The organism is Nocardioides soli (assembly GCF_014191495.1).
In the GTDB taxonomy this organism is placed as follows: domain Bacteria; phylum Actinomycetota; class Actinomycetes; order Propionibacteriales; family Nocardioidaceae; genus Nocardioides; species Nocardioides soli.
On record NZ_JACHWR010000005.1, the window covers coordinates 159,656 to 179,827 of the forward strand.

The 20,172-nt window shown below is 72.0% G+C and carries 22 protein-coding genes; 10 read left to right on the forward strand and 12 right to left on the reverse strand.

Going from position 1 to position 20,172, the window contains the following annotated elements:
* Positions 1 to 33 precede the first annotated feature (33 nt).
* A complete protein-coding gene (locus tag FHU40_RS24975) occupies positions 34 to 1,431 on the forward strand; it encodes a cytochrome P450 (RefSeq protein WP_183595220.1) in 1,398 nt (465 codons plus the stop codon).
* On the opposite strand, the gene FHU40_RS24980 is transcribed toward FHU40_RS24975, so the two are convergent.
* The 4 genes from FHU40_RS24980 to FHU40_RS24995 form a co-directional block, all read right to left on the reverse strand.
* A complete protein-coding gene (locus FHU40_RS24980; protein WP_183595221.1) occupies positions 1,415 to 2,149 on the reverse strand; it encodes a DUF2652 domain-containing protein in 735 nt (244 codons plus the stop codon). The two genes, FHU40_RS24975 and FHU40_RS24980, sit on opposite strands and share 17 nt — an antisense overlap.
* Complete coding sequence (locus FHU40_RS24985) at positions 2,142 to 3,860, reverse strand: MFS transporter (RefSeq protein ID WP_183595222.1); 1,719 nt, start codon at positions 3,858 to 3,860, stop codon at positions 2,142 to 2,144. Before FHU40_RS24985 ends, FHU40_RS24980 begins: the two co-directional genes overlap by 8 nt.
* Positions 3,861 to 4,013: 153 nt before the next feature.
* Positions 4,014 to 4,301 carry a DUF1540 domain-containing protein gene (locus FHU40_RS24990; RefSeq protein ID WP_183595223.1) on the reverse strand — a complete coding sequence of 96 codons (288 nt, stop codon included), beginning with the start codon at positions 4,299 to 4,301 and terminating at the stop codon, positions 4,014 to 4,016.
* Positions 4,302 to 4,377: 76 nt separating this feature from the next.
* Positions 4,378 to 5,097 carry an SDR family oxidoreductase gene (locus FHU40_RS24995; protein WP_183595224.1) on the reverse strand — a complete coding sequence of 240 codons (720 nt, stop codon included), beginning with the start codon at positions 5,095 to 5,097 and terminating at the stop codon, positions 4,378 to 4,380.
* Positions 5,098 to 5,197: 100 nt separating this feature from the next.
* Here FHU40_RS24995 and FHU40_RS25000 point away from each other — a divergent pair, with 100 nt between their 5' ends.
* Positions 5,198 to 5,674 carry an RrF2 family transcriptional regulator gene (locus FHU40_RS25000; protein ID WP_183595225.1) on the forward strand — a complete coding sequence of 159 codons (477 nt, stop codon included), beginning with the start codon at positions 5,198 to 5,200 and terminating at the stop codon, positions 5,672 to 5,674.
* Between the two features lie 176 nt (positions 5,675 to 5,850).
* Here FHU40_RS25000 and FHU40_RS25005 read toward each other — a convergent pair whose 3' ends face one another.
* Positions 5,851 to 6,306 carry an anthrone oxygenase family protein gene (locus tag FHU40_RS25005; RefSeq protein WP_183595226.1) on the reverse strand — a complete coding sequence of 152 codons (456 nt, stop codon included), beginning with the start codon at positions 6,304 to 6,306 and terminating at the stop codon, positions 5,851 to 5,853.
* Positions 6,307 to 6,392: 86 nt separating this feature from the next.
* Here FHU40_RS25005 and FHU40_RS25010 point away from each other — a divergent pair, with 86 nt between their 5' ends.
* The gene (locus FHU40_RS25010; RefSeq protein WP_183595227.1) at positions 6,393 to 7,325 is read left to right on the forward strand and encodes an AraC family transcriptional regulator; all 933 of its coding nucleotides are present in this window, start codon (positions 6,393 to 6,395) and stop codon (positions 7,323 to 7,325) included.
* An 81-nt stretch (positions 7,326 to 7,406) separates the two neighbouring features.
* Here the strand turns inward: FHU40_RS25010 and FHU40_RS25015 are convergent, their stop codons facing one another.
* From FHU40_RS25015 to FHU40_RS25030, 4 genes are all read right to left on the reverse strand, one after another.
* On the reverse strand, positions 7,407 to 8,564 hold the full coding sequence (locus tag FHU40_RS25015; protein ID WP_246391528.1) for a sulfotransferase family protein: 1,158 nt from the start codon (positions 8,562 to 8,564) through the stop codon (positions 7,407 to 7,409).
* 73 nt (positions 8,565 to 8,637) lie between these two features.
* Entirely contained in the window at positions 8,638 to 9,489 is an 852-nt protein-coding gene (locus FHU40_RS25020) for an SDR family oxidoreductase (RefSeq protein WP_221200272.1), read from the reverse strand.
* Complete coding sequence (locus tag FHU40_RS25025) at positions 9,486 to 10,643, reverse strand: hypothetical protein (protein WP_183595228.1); 1,158 nt, start codon at positions 10,641 to 10,643, stop codon at positions 9,486 to 9,488. Before FHU40_RS25025 ends, FHU40_RS25020 begins: the two co-directional genes overlap by 4 nt.
* Before the next feature lie 136 nt (positions 10,644 to 10,779).
* The gene (locus FHU40_RS25030; RefSeq protein WP_183595229.1) at positions 10,780 to 11,658 is read right to left on the reverse strand and encodes a TIGR03619 family F420-dependent LLM class oxidoreductase; all 879 of its coding nucleotides are present in this window, start codon (positions 11,656 to 11,658) and stop codon (positions 10,780 to 10,782) included.
* 45 nt (positions 11,659 to 11,703) lie between these two features.
* Here FHU40_RS25030 and FHU40_RS25035 point away from each other — a divergent pair, with 45 nt between their 5' ends.
* Positions 11,704 to 12,165: a nuclear transport factor 2 family protein gene (locus FHU40_RS25035; protein ID WP_183595230.1), complete on the forward strand. Its 462-nt coding sequence runs from the start codon at positions 11,704 to 11,706 to the stop codon at positions 12,163 to 12,165.
* Positions 12,166 to 12,247: 82 nt separating this feature from the next.
* Complete coding sequence (locus FHU40_RS25040) at positions 12,248 to 12,823, forward strand: hypothetical protein (RefSeq protein WP_183595231.1); 576 nt, start codon at positions 12,248 to 12,250, stop codon at positions 12,821 to 12,823.
* A gap of 4 nt (positions 12,824 to 12,827) precedes the next feature.
* On the opposite strand, the gene FHU40_RS25045 is transcribed toward FHU40_RS25040, so the two are convergent.
* Entirely contained in the window at positions 12,828 to 13,751 is a 924-nt protein-coding gene (locus FHU40_RS25045) for an EamA family transporter (RefSeq protein ID WP_183595232.1), read from the reverse strand.
* 40 nt (positions 13,752 to 13,791) lie between these two features.
* Here FHU40_RS25045 and FHU40_RS25050 point away from each other — a divergent pair, with 40 nt between their 5' ends.
* Complete coding sequence (locus tag FHU40_RS25050) at positions 13,792 to 14,286, forward strand: universal stress protein (RefSeq protein WP_183595233.1); 495 nt, start codon at positions 13,792 to 13,794, stop codon at positions 14,284 to 14,286.
* Between the two features lie 5 nt (positions 14,287 to 14,291).
* Complete coding sequence (locus FHU40_RS28665; protein ID WP_183595234.1) at positions 14,292 to 14,792, forward strand: MarR family winged helix-turn-helix transcriptional regulator; 501 nt, start codon at positions 14,292 to 14,294, stop codon at positions 14,790 to 14,792.
* A gap of 139 nt (positions 14,793 to 14,931) precedes the next feature.
* On the opposite strand, the gene FHU40_RS25060 is transcribed toward FHU40_RS28665, so the two are convergent.
* Entirely contained in the window at positions 14,932 to 16,128 is a 1,197-nt protein-coding gene (locus tag FHU40_RS25060; protein ID WP_246391529.1) for a DUF222 domain-containing protein, read from the reverse strand.
* A 608-nt stretch (positions 16,129 to 16,736) separates the two neighbouring features.
* On the opposite strand from FHU40_RS25060, the gene FHU40_RS25065 reads away from it, so the two are divergent.
* Positions 16,737 to 17,168 carry an NUDIX hydrolase gene (locus FHU40_RS25065; protein WP_183595236.1) on the forward strand — a complete coding sequence of 144 codons (432 nt, stop codon included), beginning with the start codon at positions 16,737 to 16,739 and terminating at the stop codon, positions 17,166 to 17,168.
* A 22-nt stretch (positions 17,169 to 17,190) separates the two neighbouring features.
* On the opposite strand, the gene FHU40_RS25070 is transcribed toward FHU40_RS25065, so the two are convergent.
* Complete coding sequence (locus FHU40_RS25070) at positions 17,191 to 18,546, reverse strand: SLC13 family permease (RefSeq protein ID WP_183595237.1); 1,356 nt, start codon at positions 18,544 to 18,546, stop codon at positions 17,191 to 17,193.
* Between the two features lie 146 nt (positions 18,547 to 18,692).
* Here FHU40_RS25070 and FHU40_RS25075 point away from each other — a divergent pair, with 146 nt between their 5' ends.
* Together FHU40_RS25075 and FHU40_RS25080 are read left to right on the forward strand one after the other, a co-directional pair.
* On the forward strand, positions 18,693 to 19,343 hold the full coding sequence (locus tag FHU40_RS25075; protein ID WP_246391530.1) for a FadR/GntR family transcriptional regulator: 651 nt from the start codon (positions 18,693 to 18,695) through the stop codon (positions 19,341 to 19,343).
* Positions 19,344 to 19,348: 5 nt separating this feature from the next.
* Complete coding sequence (locus tag FHU40_RS25080; protein WP_183595239.1) at positions 19,349 to 20,122, forward strand: TSUP family transporter; 774 nt, start codon at positions 19,349 to 19,351, stop codon at positions 20,120 to 20,122.
* Positions 20,123 to 20,172 lie beyond the last annotated feature (50 nt).

Here is a 20,172-nt window from a genome sequence, read left to right on the forward strand (position 1 = left end):
ACGGATGTTCAACAAGGGGTCCACCATGAGGTGATGGCCACCGTGCAGACGTCCGAGACCCGGGCCCTGACCGACGAGCGCTTCCGGAAGATGAGCCCCGGCAACCAGGACAAGCTGCCGCCCGTCGACCCCGCCGTGCTCCCGCCGGGCCCGCGCTGGCCGGTGCTGATCCAGACCGCCGGGCTGCTGCGCTTCCGGCACCGGTTCCACCCCTACCTGCGCCGCCGGTACGGCGACGTCTTCACGGTCCGGCTCGCCCCCGGCGGTCGGCCGCTGGTGTTCTTCACCCGGCCCGAGCACGCGAAGGAGATCTTCGCCGGCGACCCGGAGATCTTCCACGCCGGCAAGGCCAACGGCATCCTCGGCCCGATCATGGGCGAGCACTCGCTGCTCCTCCAGGACGGCGCCGAGCACAAGCGCGCCCGCAAGCTGCTGATGCCGGCGTTCAACGGCCATGCCCTGCGGGACTACCAGTCGCTCGTCACCGAGGTCGCCCGGGCCGAGGTCGGCGGTTGGCGCAGCGGCGAGTCCTTCCGCTCGCTCGACCGGATGAACGCGCTCACCCTCGAGGTGATCCTGCGCGTCGTCTTCGGGGTCACCGACGAGAGCCGGCTCGCGCAGCTGCGCCCGCGCGTCAACGCGACCGTCAACATCAGCCCGGCGATCCTGCTGGGGTGGGGCTACCCCCGGCTCCAGCGGTTCGGCCCGTGGAAGGCGACCGTCGACAACCAGCGCGAGCTCGACGGGCTGATGTACGCCGAGATCCGCGAGCGGCGCGCGGCGCCCGACCTGGCCGACCGCACCGACGTGCTCTCCAAGCTGATCCTCCAGGGTGAGAGCGGGGACCAGCCCGGTGACCGCCTGAGCGACAGCGAGCTGCGCGACCAGCTCGTCACCCTGCTGCTCGCCGGTCACGAGACGACGGCGACGGCGCTGGCGTGGTCGCTGTACGAGGCCGGCCGCGACCCGGAGCTGCTGCGCCGCTGCCAGCGCGCCGCGACCGAGGGCGACGACGACTTCCTGGAGGCGGTGCTGAAGGAGTCGATGCGCCTGCACCCGGTGATCCCGATGGTGGTGCGCACCCTGATGGCACCCGTCACGATCGCGGGCTGGGAACTGCCCCGCGGCGCCACCGTCGGGCCGTCGATCATCATCGCCCACCAGCGCGAGGACAACCACGACGACCCGTGGGAGTTCCGGCCCGAGCGGTTCCTCGGCCACAACCCGCCCACGAACACCTGGATCCCCTTCGGCGGCGGCGTACGCCGCTGCATCGGCGCCGGTTTCTCGCTGATGGAGGGGGTGGCCGTGCTGCGCGAGGTCTTCACGGCGTACGACGTGGAGACGGTTCGCCGCGACCAGCCCAAGGTCCGCAACATCACCAGCGTCCCGCGGTACGGCGCGCAGATCCGGGTCACTGCGCGGAGGTGACCCGACGGCGCCGTAGCCCGAGCAGGTACGGCATGCCGGAGCCGGCCACGGTCAGGGTCCTGCCGAGCCGCGCGAGCAGGGACGGGTCCGCGACCTGCTCGGTCACCGGACCGGCCAGGTCGGCCATGTCCACGGCGTACGCGCGGGTCGGCCCGATGCCCTCCAGGTCGTCGAGGACCTCGCGTTCGGGCACGGAGGACGCCTCGTCCTGAAGCCCGTGGAGGTCCTCGGACAGCAGGACGTACTCGGGAATGTCCACCCGGTTCTTGAGCATGCGGTGCACGAGGATGACGTCGATCCCGACGAGCTTGCGCCGCTGCCTGATCGTCTGCGTGGCCACCTCGCCGATGTGCGCGGTGAACTTCAGCCTCAACCGGTCGACCTCGGTGCACCCCTGGCAGGGGCACAGGTTCCGGGCGACGTACCGGCGCTCGAGGTGGAAGGCGCGGTGCATCGCCGTGGCGACCTCGAAGGTCGTGGCGACCGCGGCGGCGGGGGCCAACGTGTCGGCCGGGAGGGCCAGGAAGGCGGCGTCGCCCTCGACCTCGATCAGGTCGAACCCGGGCGCGGCGTCGATCACCCGCTCCAGCAGCCTCGACGTGTTGACCTCGGCGTGCGCCAGGCTCATCCGGTGGGTCCGCATGTAGTCGGTGTAGCCGCCGATGTCGGCGATGAGGAGCAGCGATCTCTGCGTCGCCGACTCGTGGGACCTAGTCATGCGTGCCTCCTGAGGGTGGGGCGGTCGGTGGCTCCCCGACGCCGCTGCGGGGAGTGAACCGGTCGAGCATCGAGTCGACCGTCGTCCTCGCGTCGGTGGCGCTGGGCGGGAAGCCCTGCACGGCGGCGAGGAAGTGCTCGGCGCGCAGGGCCTGGAGTCGGAGTGCGCGGGTGGCCCGGACGGCCGCCGTCCGGGCGGTCCGCCGTAGCAGCGCGATCTCCCCGAACCCCTCTCCTGGCCCCAGCGCCGTGATCACGCTGCCGTCGCCGACCACCTCGGCCGCGCCCGACTCGATGACGAAGTAGTGGTCGCCGACATCGCCCTGGTCGAAGACCGTGGCGCCGGCGGGCACCTCGAGCGGCTCCAGGCCGCGCGCGAGCTGCTCGATGGCGGGCAGGGGGAGGGCGCCCAGCATCGGCACGCGTTGCAGCATCGCGATCTCGCGGTCGCGCACGCGGATGGACCGGTCCATCCGCCGCAGTCGGGGCCAGGCCAGCGCGGCGCACACGGGACACAGCGCCCCGACGAGCGCCAGCGTCGGCCGTACGCCGACCCGGTCGACGGCCAGCGACGTCACGATCGCGCCGACACCCATCGACACCGCGACCAGGCTCTCCAGGACTCCGAAGACCCGGGCGAGGACCTCGTCGGGGGCGATCCGGCCCAGGAGGGTGAAGCCGCCGAGGTCGATCAGGGCGTTGCCGACCCCGACGCAGGCGAGCAGGCCCAGCGCCGCCGCCTGCCGGGGGACGAGGCCGATCAGGACGACCGGCGTGCCCCACAGGGCGACCCCGACGGCGAACCAGCCCCCGAGGCTCCGGGTGTCGACGAGGAGCGACGCGGCCAGCGAGCCGAGCACGGCACCCGCTCCGATCGCGGCGGTGAGCAGGCCGACGCCGGTCTCCCCGGTGTCGAGGAGGTCGATGGCGACCACGACGGTGAGCACCGTCAGCGCGCCGCGGGTCAGGGTCTGCGCCACGGCGAGGGCCATGATCAGCGCGAGGTCGCCGTTGCGGCGGACGGCCCGGATCCCCGTCGCGGCGGAGCGCAGCAGGCCGTCGTCCTGCGGGGCGGCGGTGCGTGGGGGTGCGTCGTACCGCAGCCCCAGCAGCAGGAGGGCCGCCCACAGCGACGCGGCCGAGGCCACCGCGAACACCGCGGTCACGCCCGCGAGCTCGAGCAGCAGCGCCGCCAGCAGCGGTCCCGCCAGGGTGGCCGTGGAGTCGAGCAGCCCGCGCACGACGTTGGCGCTGGCGAGCTCGTAGCCCGAACGGCACAGCGACGGGAGCAGCGCCGAGTGCGCGGGTCGGTAGAGCGTCGCGGCCATCGTGGACAGCACCGCCAGCAGGTAGACGACGTACGTCGGGCCGGAGAGTCCGACGACGAGCGCGGCGGCGGCCGTGGCGACACCGCGCAGGGTGGACACCACGATCAGCAGCCGCTCCCGGCGTCCGCGGTCCGCCAGCGGCGAGAGCAGGGGTGCCACGAACGCGGCCGGCGCCATGCGGAGGAGCCCGACCAGTCCGACGGCGGTCGCGCCCGCGTCGCGGTAGGCGACGATCCCGAGCCCGACGGTGAACGCCCACTCCGCCGTCCAGGCGCCGAGGAAGCTGAGCTGTGCCCGGCGGAGGTCGGGGTTGCGCGCGTTGCTGGCGATCGCGGCCGCGGCCCGGCTCAGCCTGCCGCGGGGCCGGGGCTCCCGTGGCCGCACGTCAGCCAACGCTCGCGCGCTCTCGTGCTCGAGCGCGCCGCAGCCGGCTCCACGCGGGGACCGGCCGCTGCGGCACGCTCATACTCGGCAATGGTGGAACGGCCGCCGTCGCGGAGGATCACCACAATTGGCGGTTCTCGGCGGACCGAACCCTCAGGCCGTCGCGAACGTCAGGCAGTCGGCCGGGTCGTCACCGGCCCCGATGTTGACGCTCGCGGCCCGGCACTCGAGCTTGTCGTTGTGGATGCAGTCGCTGCGGTGGCAGGCGCCGACCTGGCCGTGCGCGGCGACGCCCGCGTCGTGGGCGCCGTTGGAGACGAACGTCCCGCAGCTGGTGCCGTCGGTGACGGTGATGGCCCCGGCGTGACAGTCGTGGTCGTGGTTGTACGAGCAGCCGTCGACGCTGCACATGCTGATGATCGGGAGCTGCATGGTGGTCATGGCGATCCTCCGAGACGGTCCGATCGCACCACCGTGGACCCGACCCGCGGACCGTGTCCAGCCAAGTGAGCCTTACCTACCCTGCGGCCAGCCAGTCGCCCCAGCTCCCGCCGCGCAGCAGGGCCCCCGGACCGGGCAGCATTGCGCCGCCGGCGAGGCTGGCGGGTGCCGGGCTCGGCTCCACCCGTACGTCGGCGCCGGTCCGTGCGACGAGCCGGCGCGCCTGGTCGACGAGGCTCTCGACCTGCGGGCCGGCGAGGTCGACATCGCCCTCGACCGCGCCCGTGGCGAGGTCGAGCAGCAGCCGCGCCACCTCGGGGGTCGCGACCGGCTGCGTGGGCACGTCGATGATGTGCGCGACACCGTCCTGGGTGCTCCACTCCAGCATCTGGCCGGCGAAGTCGAAGAACTGGGTCGCCCGCAGCACGACGACACCCGGCGCGGCCTCGCGGTAGGCCGCCTCCTGGGCGAGCTTCGCGACGTAGTAGTCGTAGTCGGGCGCTCGGTCGACCCCGACGATCGAGAGGACGACGCTGCGGCGTACGCCAGCAGCGGTCGCCGCCGCGCCCACGTTGCGGGCGACCGCGGGGAAGAACGAGCCCGCCTGCTCGACCGGACAGGCGGTCACGTCGACGACGGCCTCGACCCCGGAGAGCGCGGCCTCCAGGCCGGCGGGGGCGAGCAGGTCGAAGCCGGTCCCTCGGGACAGCTCGACGACGTCGTGTCCCTCCCGGCGGGCGAGCGCGGTGAGCTGCGAGCCGATCCGGCCGGTGGCTCCGGCGACGGCGATCCTCATGGTGGGCTCCTTTTGGCATCTAACGCGGATATGACATATCCGTGATTAGATCACTAACGCGGACAGTTGTCATCCGTGAATTTGTCCTACGATGGGCGCCATGAAGATGTCCGGTGGGGTCGAGTGGGCGATCCACTGCTGCGTGCTGCTCAGTCAGGCCGACGGTCCGGTGCCCGCGCCGCGACTCGCGGAGTTCCACGGCATCTCGCGCACCTACCTCGCCAAGCACCTCCAGCACCTCTCCCGCGACGGCCTGGTGAGCTCGACCGAGGGGCGGGTCGGCGGCTACGTCCTGACCCGCCCGGCCGAGCAGATCACCGTGCTCGACGTGGTGCTGGCGATCGAGGGACGTGAGCCGGCCTTCCGGTGCACCGAGATCCGGCAGAACGGACCGCTCCCGGCCTCGCCCGCCGCCTGCAAGCGGGCCTGCGGCGTCGCGCGGGCGATGCACGCGGCCGAGCAGGCCTGGCGCGAGTCGCTGAGGGGCGTCACGATCGCCGACCTGGCCGCCGGCGTCCTCGTGGACGCCGGCCCCGACACGTTCGTGCGGCTGCGGGAGTGGCTGAGCGCGTCGTGACGCACCCTCGCTGGGCTAGATGAGTAATTCCAAGGGATCGTGCAAGCGAGCGGCGCTCAGCGCCGCGCTGGCCAGGCGCCGGCGCGACGACAGACTGGATGTCTCTCGAGCGCTGGCAACGCAGCCAGCGTGGATGCTGAGCGTCGCGTAGCGTGCGAGACCTTGGAATTAGTCATCTAGGCGCGCAGTGCCGCCCAGGCGAGGCAGGCCAGCGACGTGGTCGAGGTGACGGCGCGCGCGGCGTTCCACCGCACCCATGCGGTCTCGAAGTCGGTGCGCGAGCCACCTGCCGCCAGGGTGTCGTTCAGCGGGACGTTGCCGACCGCCGTGATCGCGACGGTGCCGAGCGCGAGCACGAGGCCGGCGACCGCCCAGCCCCGGGCGCCGGGCGGGCCGACCGCGACCGCCGCGGCCGCGAGCGCGGGTGCACCGAGGAAGGTGGCCAGGAAGACGGGGTTCACGATCGCGACGTTGATGTGGTTCATCGACGACACGAACGTGTGGTCGTCGACCCGCGCGAGTCCGGGCATCACCCCGCTCGCCCAGGTGTAGTAGGTGCCCGCCTGCAGCCCGGTGGCGAGCGTCGCGGCGAGCAGGATCGGGTTGCGGAGCTGGTCCAGGAGATCGGTCATGACGTCAGCCAACCGCCGCCGGCCGAGACGATCCATCGTCGTACGGCACTCTTCCATACGCGAGCGTCCAGACCTACGCTCGGACCATGGATGGACTGGCGGCCCTGCTCGACGGCCCCCGGGCCCGCGGCGCGTTCCTGCTGCGGTGCCTGATGGAGCCGCCGTGGTCGGTGCGGTTGGAGGACGAGTCGCCGCTCACCGTGACGGCGGTCGTCGGCGGAGAGGCGTGGGCGGTGCCCGACGACGGCCCGCCCTTCCGGCTGGGGCCGGGCGACGTGGTCGTCACCGTCGGCACCGACCGGTGGACCATCGCCGACTCCCCGACCACGCCGGTGCAGGCGGTCATCCACCCCGGGCAGCACTGCACGACGCCCGACGGCCGGCCGCTCGCGGAGGAGATGCACCAGGGGGTGCGCAGCTGGGGCAACAGCGCCACCGGTTCGACCGTGATGCTGACCGGCGCGTACGCGCTCGAGGGCGAGGTGAGCCGGCGGCTGCTGCGCGCGCTGCCCCGCTTCGTCGTGCTGACCGAGGACGAGCTCGGCTCACCGCTCGTGCCGCTGCTCGCCGACGAGATCGTCAAGGACGCGCCCGGCCAGGACGCCGTGCTCGACCGGCTGCTCGACCTGGTGCTGATCGCGGTGCTGCGCGCGTGGTTCTCCCGCCCCGAGGCGGCGCCGCCGTCCTGGTACGTCGGGCAGTCCGACCCGGTCGTCGGGCCGGCCCTGCGCCTGCTCCAGCACCACCCGGAGCACCCGTGGACCGTCGCGTCCCTGGCCGCCGCCGGCGGCGTCTCGCGCGCGGCGTTCGCCCGCCGCTTCACCGACGTCGTCGGCGAGCCGCCGATGGCGTTCCTCACCGGCTGGCGGCTGGCCCTCGCCGCCGACCTGCTGCGCGACCCGGCGGTCACCGTCGCCAGCGTCGCCCGCCTGGTCGGCTACTCCACGCCGTTCGCGCTCAGCACCGCCTTCAAGCGTGAGTACGGCGTGAGCCCGCGCGAGCACCGCGCGACCGCGTGAGGGCAACTGGGATAGTCCGTCACGTTTCGGTTGCCGATGCGCGCTCGAGGCAACCGGAACGTGACGGACTATCCAGAATTGCTAGCGATCGAACGCCGCGCGGACCTCGGCCTCGGTCAGTCCGTAGTCCTCGAGTCGGTAGGAGTGCGACGGCGCGGCCTTGCCCGATCTCGCCTCGCGGTCGATCTCCTCGATGGCGGTCCGGGCGTCCGGGGTCCAGTCGAGGTCGAACGCCTCGTAGACGCCGCGCGTGACGCCGAGCGGGTCGGCCCGCAGGTCGGAGAAGGACACGTCGACGAACTGGTCCGAGGGGTAGCGCGACCGCGCGTCGTGGAAGGCGTGGTAGCCCCGCGACCAGAGGTCCAGCTGGGTCTCGCCGATGGTGCGGCCGATGAACGTCGTGCTGTGGCCGGCGGTCGTCTCGGCCGAGAGCGAGCACGACGACGCGATGCACACGACCGGGTCGCGGTGCGTGTAGACGACCAGCGCGTCGGGGTAGGCGGTCATCAGCGCGTCGAGCGCGGTCATGTGCGACGGGTTCTTGAGCACCCAGCGCTTCTCGGGGTCGTTGAGCCCGACCAGCTGGAGGTTCTGCCTGTGCCGGGTGTAGGCGTCCGTCCAGTCCTGCTGCTGCAGCCACGACGTGTAGCGCGGCACGTTCGCGAGCGACTCGTAGGAGTTGGACTTGCCGGTCTGCCGCAGCAGCCGCCAGCACTCCTCGACCGTGGTCGCGTCCATGTAGTGGATGCCCATGTACTCCGGGCTCTCGACGTGGTGCGCCGAGAACGCCTGCTGCATGGCCAGGAAGATCGGGTCCTGCTCCCAGGTCTCCCGGGACGGCCGTGGCTGGGGGTACTGCGTCAGCCACATCTCCAGGCCCTGCGCCATCGGGTCGGCGTGCAGCAGCCGGTGCAGCGCGGTGGTACCGGTGCGCGGCAGGCCCGTCACGAAGATCGGCCGTTCGATGGGCACGTCGCGGTGCTCCGGGTGGGCCGCGAACTGCGCCTGGGTGAGCAGTACGCCGACGAGGGCGCTCTTCACCTCCGAGCGCTGGAAGTAGTTGCCGCGCGGCGTGAGCCCGGCCTCCGGCGACGACAGGTCGTCGACGAGGACCCGCAGCCCGTCCTCGTGCTCGCCGCTCCCGAAGTCGTCCATGCCGGTGGTCCGGACGGCGGCCGCGACGATGTCGTCGTAGCTGCCGACGTCCGGGCGCTCCCGGGTCATGATGTTGTCGCTCATCGGTGCCCCTCCTCGGGACGTCATGCGGACGGTGGAGGGGGACACACTGTCCGTATGACGTCCACGGTGGTCGTCAGTCGTGGAACTCGCCGCAGTCGACGGTGAGCATCTGGCCGGTGACCGCCGAGGCGAGGTCGCTGGCCAGGAAGAGCGTCGCGCGGGCGACCTCCTGCGCCGAGGCCAGCCGCTTGAGATCGGTGGGCGCGGCCTTCGCGGCGTACACCTCCTCGTGCGTGGTGCCCTCGACCGCCGCGAGGAAGTCGAAGTAGCCGCGGTTGACGTCCTCGTAGATGTACGACGGCGCCACGCTGTTGACCCGGATCCCGCGCGGGCCGAGCTCGGTGGCCAGCGACGAGGCGAGGTGCTCCAGTGCGCCCTTGGACAGCTTGTAGCCGGCGTACTCCGGCTGCGAGGAGAAGGAGACGCACGAGTTGAGCATGATGATCGAGCCCTTCGACGCGGACAGTGCGTCGGCGAACAGTGCCGAGAGCCGCAGCGGCGCGAACACGTTGGTCTCGTTGGCCCGGGCCAGGTCCTCGGGCTTGATCTGGGTGATGGGGTCCATCGGCGGGATCGCGAACGCGTTGTTCAGCAGGCAGTCGACCCTGCCGAACGCCTCGAGCGACTTCTCCACCAGCGCCGCGCGGGACGCCTCGTCGGTGATGTCGGTGGGGACGACGACGGCGCGCCGGCCGAGCGACTCGACCACCGACGCCATCTTCTCCAGGCGCGAGGCGGTGCGGCTCGCGAGCACGAGGTCGGCGCCGAGCCTGGCCGCCTCCTCGCCGAGCGCGCGGCCGAGTCCGGGACCGACCCCGGACAGCACGATCACCTTGTCCTTCAGCAGCGGGACGGGCTGGTAGCGCTCCTCGATCGAGGTGTCGTGGGCCTGGGCGTAGCCAAGCTCGGTCGAGTTCTGGGTCAACTCAGCATCCTTCGGGCAACGGAGCGCTGCCGGGCGGTGATCCGCGCGGCGTACTCCTCGGCGGTGAGGGGGGTGAAGTGCGGGAGTCGGGTGGGTACGTCGGCGAGCGGCATCACCTCGGCCACCGGGCCGTCCGCGGGACCGAGGTCGCGCTCGAGGCGCTGCCAGCGCAGCATGAGCGCTCCGGTGCGGTGGCCCGTGGTCTCGAGCCAGTTCGCGATCGGCGTGCCGCCGGGCGGCGTCTCCGAGATCACGAATCGCATCATGCCGTCGGGGTCGGTGACCGCCTGCGCCTTGGTGAGCGAGGTCTGGTGGGTCTCGTAGTCGGTGGAGGCGTACCAGTCCGAGCCGATCTGGATCGCCTGGTAGGCGCAGTCGGAGCACTCCGGCACGGTGATCACCAGTGCCTGGTCCTCGGCCAGGTCGTAGTGGCCGATCGAGGACCGCTGCGACGACAGCCCGCCGGGCGTCGACTGCGGGGCGGTCGGCCGGTTGGCCGGTTCCTGGTACTGGAAGAAGTGCGGGAACGCGAACCAGGCCTGGATGGAGCCGACCAGGCTGCGCGCCGCCACCTCGTAGCGCTTGGCGAGCCGGTTCCGCTCCAGCGGCCTCGCGGGCCGGCCGAGGGTGTCGACCCGCTCGATCGTGAGCAGCCCGCGCTCCTCGGTGTCCCAGTCGTTGAAGACCTCGCGCACGATCAGCGTCTTCGCGCCCGGCTCGGCGACGTAGCGGAACTCGAAGCTGCCGTCGGCCGCGATGTCGAGCTCCCGGTCGTCGAACGCCATCAGCGACGACGCCGCCGAGTCGGCGGAGTAGGACCCGCCCATCACCTGGAAGGACAGGTCGGCGCTCGTGCCGCGGCGGCCGCGCACGACGTACTCGACGCCCTCCTTGACGTAGGCGTTGAAGTAGATCGCGTCGGGGTTGTCCAGGGCCTGCCGGGAGAATTGGTGGGTGGGGTTGATGAACAGCGGCCGGTCGAGGTCGTGGTCGAAGGCCATCTGCATGGCCATCCGGATCCGCCCGGCGAGGTAGTCGTAGCCTTCCAGTCGGTCCTGCTCGGTCCTGATGAACGGCGCGTTCGCGACCAGCTCCTCGGCCTCCGCGATCGCGTCCTGGAGGACCTTGGTCAGATCCAGGCTTGCGCTGCTCATTGCCCCAAACCCCCGTGGGTCAGGGTCCGCAGGCCGCCGGCGGACCGTAGGACGATCGCCGAGTCGGCGCCAGTTTCCGCCCCCGCTTCGCTCCTCTGGAAACTGGCGCCGACTCGGCTCGGGCGCGTGGCTGTTGTCATCGGTCCACCTTGGCGATGATGCTCTCGGCGTACCGCTCGAGGTGCTCGACCTTCTTCTCGAGTGGCTCGGTGTCGGGGCCCTTGATGTAGGGCATCCGGAAGCCGACGATGCAGTCGGTGACGCCCTGGTCCTCCAGGCGCTTGATGCCGTCGAGGGTGTAGGCGTCGTAGGAGATCACGTGCACTTCGAAGTCGTCGCGGGTGTCGCCCTCCTCCCGGCGGATCTCGGCGAGGCGGGTCAGCAGCCGGTCCAGCTCCTCGCCGTCGCCGCCGGCGTGCATCCAGCCGTCGCCCTTGCGTACGGCGCGGCGCAGCGCGGCGTCGGCATGGCCGCCGACCAGCAGGGGCACCGGCTCCGGTGCGGCCGGGCACAGCTTGAGGGCGTCGACGTCGTAGAAGTCGCCGTGGTACTCGAAGAACTCGCCGCCCGTCAGCCCGCGCAGGATGTCCATGCACTCGTCCATGCGCTTGCCGCGCTTGTCCCACGAGACGCCGAGCGCGTCGAAGTCCTCGGGCCACGGCGAGATGCCCACGCCGAGTCCGAGCCGGTTGCCCGACAGGAACGCCAGCGACGACGCCTGCTTGGCGACCAGCACCGGCGGCCGGATCGGGAGCTTGAGCACGAACGGCGTGAGCCGCAGCGTCGTCGTGTGCGCGAACAGGTGTGCGCACAGCACCATGGTCTCGATGAACTCCTTGCCCTCGAGGAACTCGCGGTCCCCGGTGTCGGTGTAGGGGTACTTCGAGTCGGAGTCCTTCGGATAGATCAGGCTGTCGGCCACGGTCATGCTGGTGTAGCCCGCGGCCTCGGCGGCCTGGGCCAGGGGCGCGTAGTACTCCGCGCGGGTCATCGCCTCCGCGTAGCTGAATCGCATGAGCACACACTAGAACGTGTTCCAATTTCGTGCCAGAGTTCAGTCGTGGACCTTCAGGAGATCAGCGACCGCCTCGAGATCGAGGGCGTGCTCATCCGCTACACCCGTGCCATCGACGCCGGCGAGTGGGACGTGCTCGACACCGTCTTCACTTCCGATGCCGAGATCGACTACACCGAGTCGGGCGGGATCGCCGACACCTACCCCGCCGTGAAGGCCTGGCTGGCCGAGGTGCTGCCGGCGTTCTTCCCCAAGCGGATGCACACGCTCGCGCAGGTCGCGATCAGCTTCCCGGAGCAGGCGGGCGAGGGGAGTCCGGGCGACCAGGCGCTGGCGACGGCGTACTTCCACAACCCGATGCCGCTGCCCGGCACGGGGGACGCCGACGGCCGCGGTGAGAAGGTCGCCGAGTTCGGCGGGCTCTACCACCACACGCTGGAGCGCACCGCCGACGGCTGGCGCAGCCGCAAGCTGCACGAGGAGATCGTCTGGAAGCGCGGGATCTGAGCGGGGCCGAGGCCCCCGCTTGGTCGGGTTGTGCCGCTCCCGGAGAATGGGGAGGACAGCACACCTTCCGGGAGGAGACCACGTGCCGGAGCGACTGCCGGAGCGACCGCTCGAGGAGCACCCGATCGCTGCCGGGCTGATCGCCCTGGTCGGCGTCGGCGTCGTCGTCGGCCTGGTCCTCGGCCTCGTGGTGTTCGCCGGCACCAAGGTGCTCGGCCTGGGCGGCGGTTCGGAGGAGTCCGGCGTGGACGGCCACGCCACGATGTACCTGCCGACGCCGGTGAAGACCACCGCCTCGAGCGACCCCCAGATCACCCTCGCTCCCGGCGTCGGGCCCTCGAACTCGGATGTCTCCCCGTCGGAGTCGCCGAGCGAGTCGCCCGAGCGCGAGATCACGCTGTCGGCGTCGGTGACCGAGGTGTCCCCGATGCAGCAGTTCGAGCTCACCGGCGTCTATCCCCAGGGGGAGGGCGCGATCCTCACCGTGCAGCGCTTCGAGGGCGGCGGCTGGGTGGACTTCCCGGCCACCGGCTCGGTCGCCGGCGAGCAGTTCCAGATCCCGGTGCAGGCCAGCCTGCCGGGGGTGAACCGGTTCCGCGTCGTCGACTCCGACTCCGGCCTGAAGTCGGGCGAGGTGCGGGTGACGATCACCGGCTGAGCCGTCACCGGCAGGCGAATGCCGCCTCGGGTGCCGCTTCGGAGAGGGTTTCGACCGGGGCCGTACGCCGGCGGAACCGGTCGAGCACGGCCGGCTGGCCGGCCAGGATGCCGGCGAGCACCAGCAGCAGTCCGAGCGCCTGGGCGGTGCCGAATGCCTCACGCGCGAGCGCGACGCCGATGACCGTGCCGGCGACCGGGTTGAGCAGGCCGACCAGCGAGACGGCGGCCGCGGGCAGCCGGCGCAGGCCGCGGAACCACACGACGTAGGCCACGACGGTGCCCACCAGGCCTAGGTAGAGGAAGCCGCCGATCGCGGGCAGGTCCATCGGTGGCGGGGTGCCCTCGACGAGGATGGCGACCGGCAGCAGCACCAGACCGCCGGCGACCAGCTGCCAGGCGGTGAAGGTCAGCAGGTCCACCGGCGGCGTCCAGCGCTTGATCAGCACGAAGCCCAGCGACGACATGGCGACGGCGCCGAACGATGCGGCGACGCCGATCGGGTCGACCGCGAAGTCCGCGCGCAGCACGAGCAGGGCGACCCCGACGACTCCGACCGCCGCGCCGCCGAGCGAGGCGAGGCGCGGTCGCTCGCCCACCAGCAGCCACGCGACCAGCATGATCATGATCGGCGCGGTGGCGGTGAGTGTGGCGGCCATGCCGCCGGGGAGCCGATAGGCCGCGACGAAGATCAGCGCGAAGAAGGCGCCGATGTTGAGCGTGCCGAGCACCAGGCTGCGCCACCACCACACCCCGGTCGGGAGGTGCGGGCGGAAGGCGAGCAGGAGCAGTCCGAAGGGCAGCGCCCGCATCATCGCGCCGAAGAGCGGGCGGTCCGGTGGCAGGAAGGTCTCGGTCACGTAGTAGCCGGACCCCCAGGCGATGGGGGCGATCGCCGCGAGCCCGAGGACGCGCCAGTTACTTTCCATGGAAGACATAATAGTTTCCGGGTGAGATATATTCCAGTCCATGGCAGCTGAGCGCACCGTGATCGTGGGCCATGACGGCTCGTCCACCAGCGACCTGGCCCTGGCTTGGGCGCTCGACTACGCCGGGAGCGTCGGCGCCGACGTCCGGGTGATCCGCGGCTGGTCGATCTCGACCGCACCGCGGCCCGCCTCGATGAGCGGTGGCTACATCCCGCCGATCGAGGAGTTCGAGGCGGCCGTCGTCGCCGAGCTCGAGCGCGACGGTGCCCGGGTGGTCGCCGAGCGCGGGGTCGACGTCGACGTCACCTTCGAGGGCTACCGCGGCGCACCCGCGAACGGCCTGGTCGAGGCCTCCCGCGACGCCGACCTGCTGGTCGTCGGCGCCCGCGGGCTGGGCGGCTTCCGGGGCCTCGCCCTCGGCTCGGTGAGCGACCAGTGCGTGCGGCACGCCGCCTGCCCGGTCGTGGTGATCCGGGACGAGCACTCCGCCGACATCGAGCGCTCGCGGCAGCTCGACGGCGGCCTCGGGGCCTGACCCCGGTGGACCAGCCCGAGCTCGACCACGTCGGCCGGATCGTCGCCCAGTGGACCCGGGAGCGGCCCGACCTCGACGTCACCCCGCAGGGCGTCATCGGCCGGCTGCACCGGCTCGCGGCCCGGCTCACGGACGAGCTGGTCACGGTCTACGGGCGCTTCGGGCTGGGCGAGGGCGAGTTCGACGTGCTCGCCACGCTGCGCCGCTCGGGTGCGCCGTACGAGCTCACGCCCGGTGAGCTCGCCACCCAGACGATGGTCTCGTCGGGCGCGGTGACCAAGCGGGTCGACCGCTGCGTCGAGCAGGGCTGGGTGACCCGCCGGGTCAGCGACAGCGACGCCCGGGGCCGGATGGTCGCGCTCACCCCGGCGGGCGTGGCGCTGATCGACGAGGCGTTCGGCGCCCACATGGCCAACGAGCACCGCCTGGTCGCGATGCTCGACGGGGCGGAGCGGACCCGACTCGCCCAGCTCCTCGAGAAGTGGGGCCGGGCCCTCGACGCCTGAGCGCGGAGGATCCTGCACGCCGGTGGTTGAGGTGTGAGGCCGCCAGGCCCGAGGCCCTCGAAACCACCAACGCCCGTCAGCGTGCCGCGGCACCGGTGATCCGGACGAGCCCGGTTCGAGTTCCGCGATCCAGTGGCCCTCACGTGCGTCGGTGGAATCGGTTCTTGCCGGTGGGGAGGTATGTCGTGTCGTAGGTGGGGTCGTGGATGAGGGTGTTGTGGTGCCAGGCGCAGAGGGAGGCGCTGTCGGTGAGGTTGGTGTGGCCGCCGTCGGTCCAGTGCTGTTGGTGGTGGGCGTGGAGGCCGGCCGTGCGGTCGCAGCCCTCGGCGCGGCAACCGCGGTCGCGCAGGAACATGGCGATGCGCTGGTGCTCGGTGTGGTACCGGCTCCGTCTCCCGAGGTCGAGCGGGACCGAGGCACTGCCGAGGACGGCGGGGATGATCCCGGCCTCGCACGCCAGCCGCCGTGCCATGGCGGGGCTGATCTGGTCGCCGGTGTCGAGGACGCCGGCCTTCTCCAGCCGCCCGGTGAGGGTGTCTTCGTCGATGACCACCAGCAGCGTGGCGTTGACCCCGCCGGTGGTCGGGAGTCGGTCGACCGGGTAGCGCTCGATCAGCTCGCACAGCGCCCGGCCGAGTGCTTCGGGTCCGGGTCGGCGTTCGATGCCGGGGCCTTGGGTGGCCGCCAGGTGCTTGGGTGCGGCGAGCGCCATCAGGATCTTCTTGAGGGCGGCGGCGTGGTAGGTCGGCAGCACGAACCGGCCCCGGGTGGTGCCGTCCCCGTCGTCGGCCATCGTGAGCGAGCAGGCCCGCAGTGCGGCCGCCTCCTGCCGTTGCAGGATGTCGGCTTCGTGGGCGTCGGCCTCCTCGGGGGCGATGACCTCCCACAGCCGCCGACCCAGCCGACCGAGCGCCTTGGCGTCGTGGTGGCGGGCCTCGGCGAGCAGGTGCGCCTCGGCGTTGGCGAGGGTCTCGGGGCCGAGGTCGGTGGGGAGTCGGTCGACCCACCGGATGACGACCCGGGCCTGCTCGACGTCGATCTCCCCGGCCGCCAGCGCCTCCCGGGTGGACGGGTGTTGCTCGAGGTCGTGGCCGAGCCGCACCGCGCCGTACGCGGCCGCCCGGGTGGTCTTGGTGGTGTGGGCCAGCCAGTTCGCCGCACTGGACGCACCCACGTCCTGGCCCACATGGATGGTGTCGGCGTGCGCGGCCACCCGGGCCTGCAGCTCGGCGACCTGCGCCGCCAGCCGGGTCAGCTCGACCAGCGTGGCCCCGGCCTCGGCGGCGTCCATGGACCACACCGACGCATCGGCCACCGAGTCGGCGAGATCGCGCATCTGCGCGGTCGTCGTTGACACCTGGTGTCGCGGTGTGGCCTGTGCTGTCATGCCACCTACTCAAGCACCCGCCACCGACACTCAAGGTCCCTGGATCCCCTTGTTCCACAGGGGTTTGGGTCACGAACAGGTCACGATCCAGCGCGCTCGTCCACACCCGGATCGATGTCCTGTGGAGGGTGGTTTCGAGGCTCGGGCCTGGCGGCCCTCGCACCTCAACCACCGTGTCCCGGCGCGGGTGGTTTCGAGACAGGCGCCAGCGCGCCTTCCTCAACCACCGTGACCCCCGGCGACGGTGGTTGTGGAGGTTGCGCTAGCAACCGTCTCGAAACCACCACGACCAACGCGACCCGGTCCCGACCACAGCTCGGCGTCCCGACGGGTGGTTTCGAGACAGGCGCTAGCGCGCCTTCCTCAACCACCGTGGTCCCGGCGACGGTGGTTGAGGAGGTTGCGCTAGCAACCGTCTCGAAACCCCGCTGTGTCGGCGGATGCGGCGGGTCGGGTGCTGGGTGGTGGTCTGGTCGTTGAGGGTGACGGTCGGAACGCGCATGACTCTTCCATCCCCCACGAGGGGGGCGAGCATCCCCCAGGGCAGGATCGGGACCATGGAGTCTCCCGAGTTCACCGAGTACGACACCCGGCTCGCGGCGTACGCCGTGGTGGTCGACGACCGTGACCGCGTGCTGCTGGCGCTGTGGAACGAGCCTGACGAGCCGCTGTGGACGCTCCCGGGCGGCGGCGTCGACCTGCACGAGGCGCTCCTGGACGGCGTGGTGCGTGAGGTGCGCGAGGAGACCGGGTACGACGTCGAGCCCGGCCGGCTGCTCGGCGTCGACACCATGGTGATCGCGCCGCACGACCGGATCACCCGGACCGATCGCTGGCACAAGGGGGTTCGGGTGGTCTACGAGGCCCGCATCGTCGGTGGCGAGCTGACCGCCGAGGTGGACGGCACCACCGACGAGGCGCGGTGGTTCCCTCGCGACGAGGTGGCCACGCTGCGCCGGGTCGGCCTGGTGCGGAAGTTCGTCGGCTGACCCGGCCGCGAGGTCCGGGGACTCAGGCGGTCGGGATCACCAGCACCGCCCAGGCGACGACCGGCGCGATCACCACGATCGACATGCCCCACTGCATGAGCCGCTTGAAGACCATCTCGCGCTGGTCGGCGTCGGCGTTGGCGACGACCAGCGCGCCGTTGGTCGAGAACGGGCTGCAGTCCACCACCGAGCTCGAGATCGCGAGCGCCGCGATCAGCCCGACCGCGCTGACCTGGTCGGTGAGCAGGAAGGGCACCGCGAGCGGGATCAGCGCACCGATGATGCCGGTCGTGGACGCGAACGCGGAGACCACGGAGCCGATCAGGCAGACCAGCAGGGCGGCCAGCAGCGGTGCCCCGACGTCGGCGACGCCGTCGCCGAGCCAGTCGACGACACCCTGGTTCTCGAGGAGCGTGACGTAGGTGACGATGCCGCCGATGAGCAGCACGGTGCCCCAGCTGATCTTCTCGACGGCGCCCTTGGCCGAGGCGGGGAACACCAGGGTGAGCGCGACGGCGATCGTCAGTGCGGTGAAGCCCACGTCGAGGTCGAAGCCCAGAGCGCCGATCATCAGGGCGACCAGGCCGAGCAGCGTCAGTGAGCGCTGCGGGTCGAGTCGGGTGACGTCGTCGTCGCCCCCGGAGCCGGCGGTGGTGCGGCGGGCCTCGACGGCCGAGTGCGGGGTGCCGGAGGACCGGCCGTGCGTGGCGGCGTACGACGCCTGCTCGGCCTCGGCGCCCATCCGCGCGAGCGCGGCCTCGTCGCGACCGCGGGCCAGCAGCCGGCGGCCGCCGAAGGCCAGGTAGGTCACCAGTGCGATCAGCGTGGCGGCCAGGAAGGTGGAGACGAAGAGGAACAGCTGGTTGCCCGGCAGGTCGTTGTCGTCGACGACGCCGTTGGTGATCGAGCCGAAGATGCCGATCGGGGAGAAGCTGCCGGCGGTCGCGCCCTGGACGACCATCATCCCCATCATCACGGGGTGGATCCGGTAGCGAGCCGCGAACCCCATCGCCACGGGCGCGACGATCGCGACCGCAGCCGGGCTCACCGCGCCGATCGAGGTGACGACGGCGCAGACCAGGAACATCGCCCACGGCACCAGCGCCACCCGGCCGCCGACCGCGCGGACGGCTCCGTGCACGATCCAGTCCACGGTGCCGTTGTTCTTCGCCAGCGCGAAGAGGTAGGTGACGCCGACCAGGATGACGAAGAGGTCGCTCGGGAAGCCGAGCAGGACGTCGTCGGTGGAGACGTCGTAGACGCCGAGGCCCACGATGAAGGCGGCCACCAGGGCGAGGGCACCCATGTTGACCCCGCGCAGGGTGGCGACGAGGAAGACGATCGCGAGGACCGCCAGCGAGACGATTTCGTGGGACATGGCTCCCTTTCCGAGTCAGGGGCTCCGGCGACCGGGCGGGCCGATCCGCAGCAGAGGCGGGACCGTGACCCGCGTCATAACGGGGTGATTGTTACCAGTGGCTAGGCCACCTGTCCAATGAGCCTCCATCCCCTATGCTGTGCCGCATGTCCGAGCCGGGGTCCCGCGCGAGCCTGCCGCCGCTGCGTCGTGAGCGTCTCTACGAGAGCCTGGCGGCGCACATCTCCGACTTCATCGAGGCCCAGGGGCTGGTCGGCGGCGACCGGCTGCCGCCCGAGCGTCAGCTCGCCGCCGAGCTCGGGGTCAGCCGGGCCACGCTGTCCCGCGCGCTCGCGGCGCTCGAGACCCGGGGCCGCATCGAGGTCCGGCACGGCGTGGGGGCGCTGGTGCGCGAGCCGGCGGGCGAGGCGGCCGGCGACCGGTTCGACTCCGCCGTGGCCGCACGTCCCCGGGCCGAGGCGGTGGCGGCCCGCGAGGCGATGCTGGCCGGCATCGCCCGGGCGGCGGCAGTGAACCCCCAGCAGTCGCTGCGGCTGGCGATGCTCGCCGACGACGGGCGGCCCCGCTCGTTCGAGCACACCTGGCGCTGCATCCGCCGGCTCGCGGAGTCGCCGCTGCTCGCGGACCTCGACGACCTGCTCGCCGCGCACGCCCCCGATCCCCTCGACGGCGTCGAGGTGCGCGCCGGGCTGGACGCGGTCGCCGAGGCGATCATCCGCGGCGACGCGAGCGCGGCGGCCATCGCCTGCGCCGGGCTGCTCGGCGATCCCGGACCGCCCGACGGCCCGGGGGTCTGATCGCGGTGGACGGTGTCGACCAGGCGCTGGTGGTGCTGGCGGGCTTCGGTGCGGGGATCCTCACCTCGAGCGTCGGGGTCGCCTCGCTGCTGAGCTTCCCGTTCCTGCTCGCCGTCGGCCTGCCGCCGGTGACCGCCAACGTGAGCAACACCATCGGCCTGGTGCCCGGCGGCCTGGGCGGGGCGGTCGGCTACCGCGAGGAGCTGCGCGCCGAGCCGGCGATCACCCGGCAGGTGATCGCCCTGACCGGGGTCGCCGGCGCGGTGGGAGCGGCGCTGCTGCTCGCCCTGCCGCCGGGTGTCTTCGAGGCCATCGTCCCGTGGCTGATCCTGGTGACCTGCCTGGTCGTGGGCGCCCAGCCGCGGATCTCGCGCTGGCTGGCCGTACGCCGCGAGCGGGCCGGCCACGACGGGTCGCCGCGGGTCCGGCTGTCGCCGGTCACGATCCTCTTCGTGCTGCTGACCGGCGTCTACGGCGGCTACTTCGGCGCCGGCGCGGGGGTGATGATGATCGCCACGCTCGCGCTCGGGCTCGACATCGACCTGCGGGTCATCGGCGGCATCCGGACCGCCTCGCTGCTGGCCTCCAACCTGGTCGCCGCGGTGATCTTCACCGTCGTCGCCGACGTCGACTGGGCGGTCGTGGGACTGCTCGCGGTGAGCTCGATCGTCGGCGGGTACGTCGGCGCCCGGGTCGCCCGGCGGATGTCGGTCTCCCTGCTGCGCAGCCTGGTCGTGGTCGCCGGGGTGGTCGCCTCCGGGGCGCTGCTGTTCGGCTGACCCTTCTCCGAGCGGTCGGGCGGTGGCGGGAATGACCCGCCCGACACTTG

Coding starts and splice junctions, on each gene's coding strand:
- FHU40_RS24975 (WP_183595220.1), top strand. CDS start 34: ATGGCCACCGTGCAGACGTCCGAGACCCGGGCCCTGACCGACGAGCGC.
- FHU40_RS24980 (WP_183595221.1), bottom strand. CDS start 2,149: ATGACTAGGTCCCACGAGTCGGCGACGCAGAGATCGCTGCTCCTCATC.
- FHU40_RS24990 (WP_183595223.1), bottom strand. CDS start 4,301: ATGACCACCATGCAGCTCCCGATCATCAGCATGTGCAGCGTCGACGGC.
- FHU40_RS24995 (WP_183595224.1), bottom strand. CDS start 5,097: ATGAGGATCGCCGTCGCCGGAGCCACCGGCCGGATCGGCTCGCAGCTC.
- FHU40_RS25000 (WP_183595225.1), top strand. CDS start 5,198: ATGAAGATGTCCGGTGGGGTCGAGTGGGCGATCCACTGCTGCGTGCTG.
- FHU40_RS25005 (WP_183595226.1), bottom strand. CDS start 6,306: ATGACCGATCTCCTGGACCAGCTCCGCAACCCGATCCTGCTCGCCGCG.
- FHU40_RS25010 (WP_183595227.1), top strand. CDS start 6,393: ATGGATGGACTGGCGGCCCTGCTCGACGGCCCCCGGGCCCGCGGCGCG.
- FHU40_RS25015 (WP_246391528.1), bottom strand. CDS start 8,564: ATGAGCGACAACATCATGACCCGGGAGCGCCCGGACGTCGGCAGCTAC.
- FHU40_RS25025 (WP_183595228.1), bottom strand. CDS start 10,643: ATGAGCAGCGCAAGCCTGGATCTGACCAAGGTCCTCCAGGACGCGATC.
- FHU40_RS25030 (WP_183595229.1), bottom strand. CDS start 11,658: ATGCGATTCAGCTACGCGGAGGCGATGACCCGCGCGGAGTACTACGCG.
- FHU40_RS25045 (WP_183595232.1), bottom strand. CDS start 13,751: ATGGAAAGTAACTGGCGCGTCCTCGGGCTCGCGGCGATCGCCCCCATC.
- FHU40_RS25050 (WP_183595233.1), top strand. CDS start 13,792: ATGGCAGCTGAGCGCACCGTGATCGTGGGCCATGACGGCTCGTCCACC.
- FHU40_RS25060 (WP_246391529.1), bottom strand. CDS start 16,128: ATGCGCGATCTCGCCGACTCGGTGGCCGATGCGTCGGTGTGGTCCATG.
- FHU40_RS25065 (WP_183595236.1), top strand. CDS start 16,737: ATGGAGTCTCCCGAGTTCACCGAGTACGACACCCGGCTCGCGGCGTAC.
- FHU40_RS25070 (WP_183595237.1), bottom strand. CDS start 18,546: ATGTCCCACGAAATCGTCTCGCTGGCGGTCCTCGCGATCGTCTTCCTC.
- FHU40_RS25075 (WP_246391530.1), top strand. CDS start 18,693: ATGTCCGAGCCGGGGTCCCGCGCGAGCCTGCCGCCGCTGCGTCGTGAG.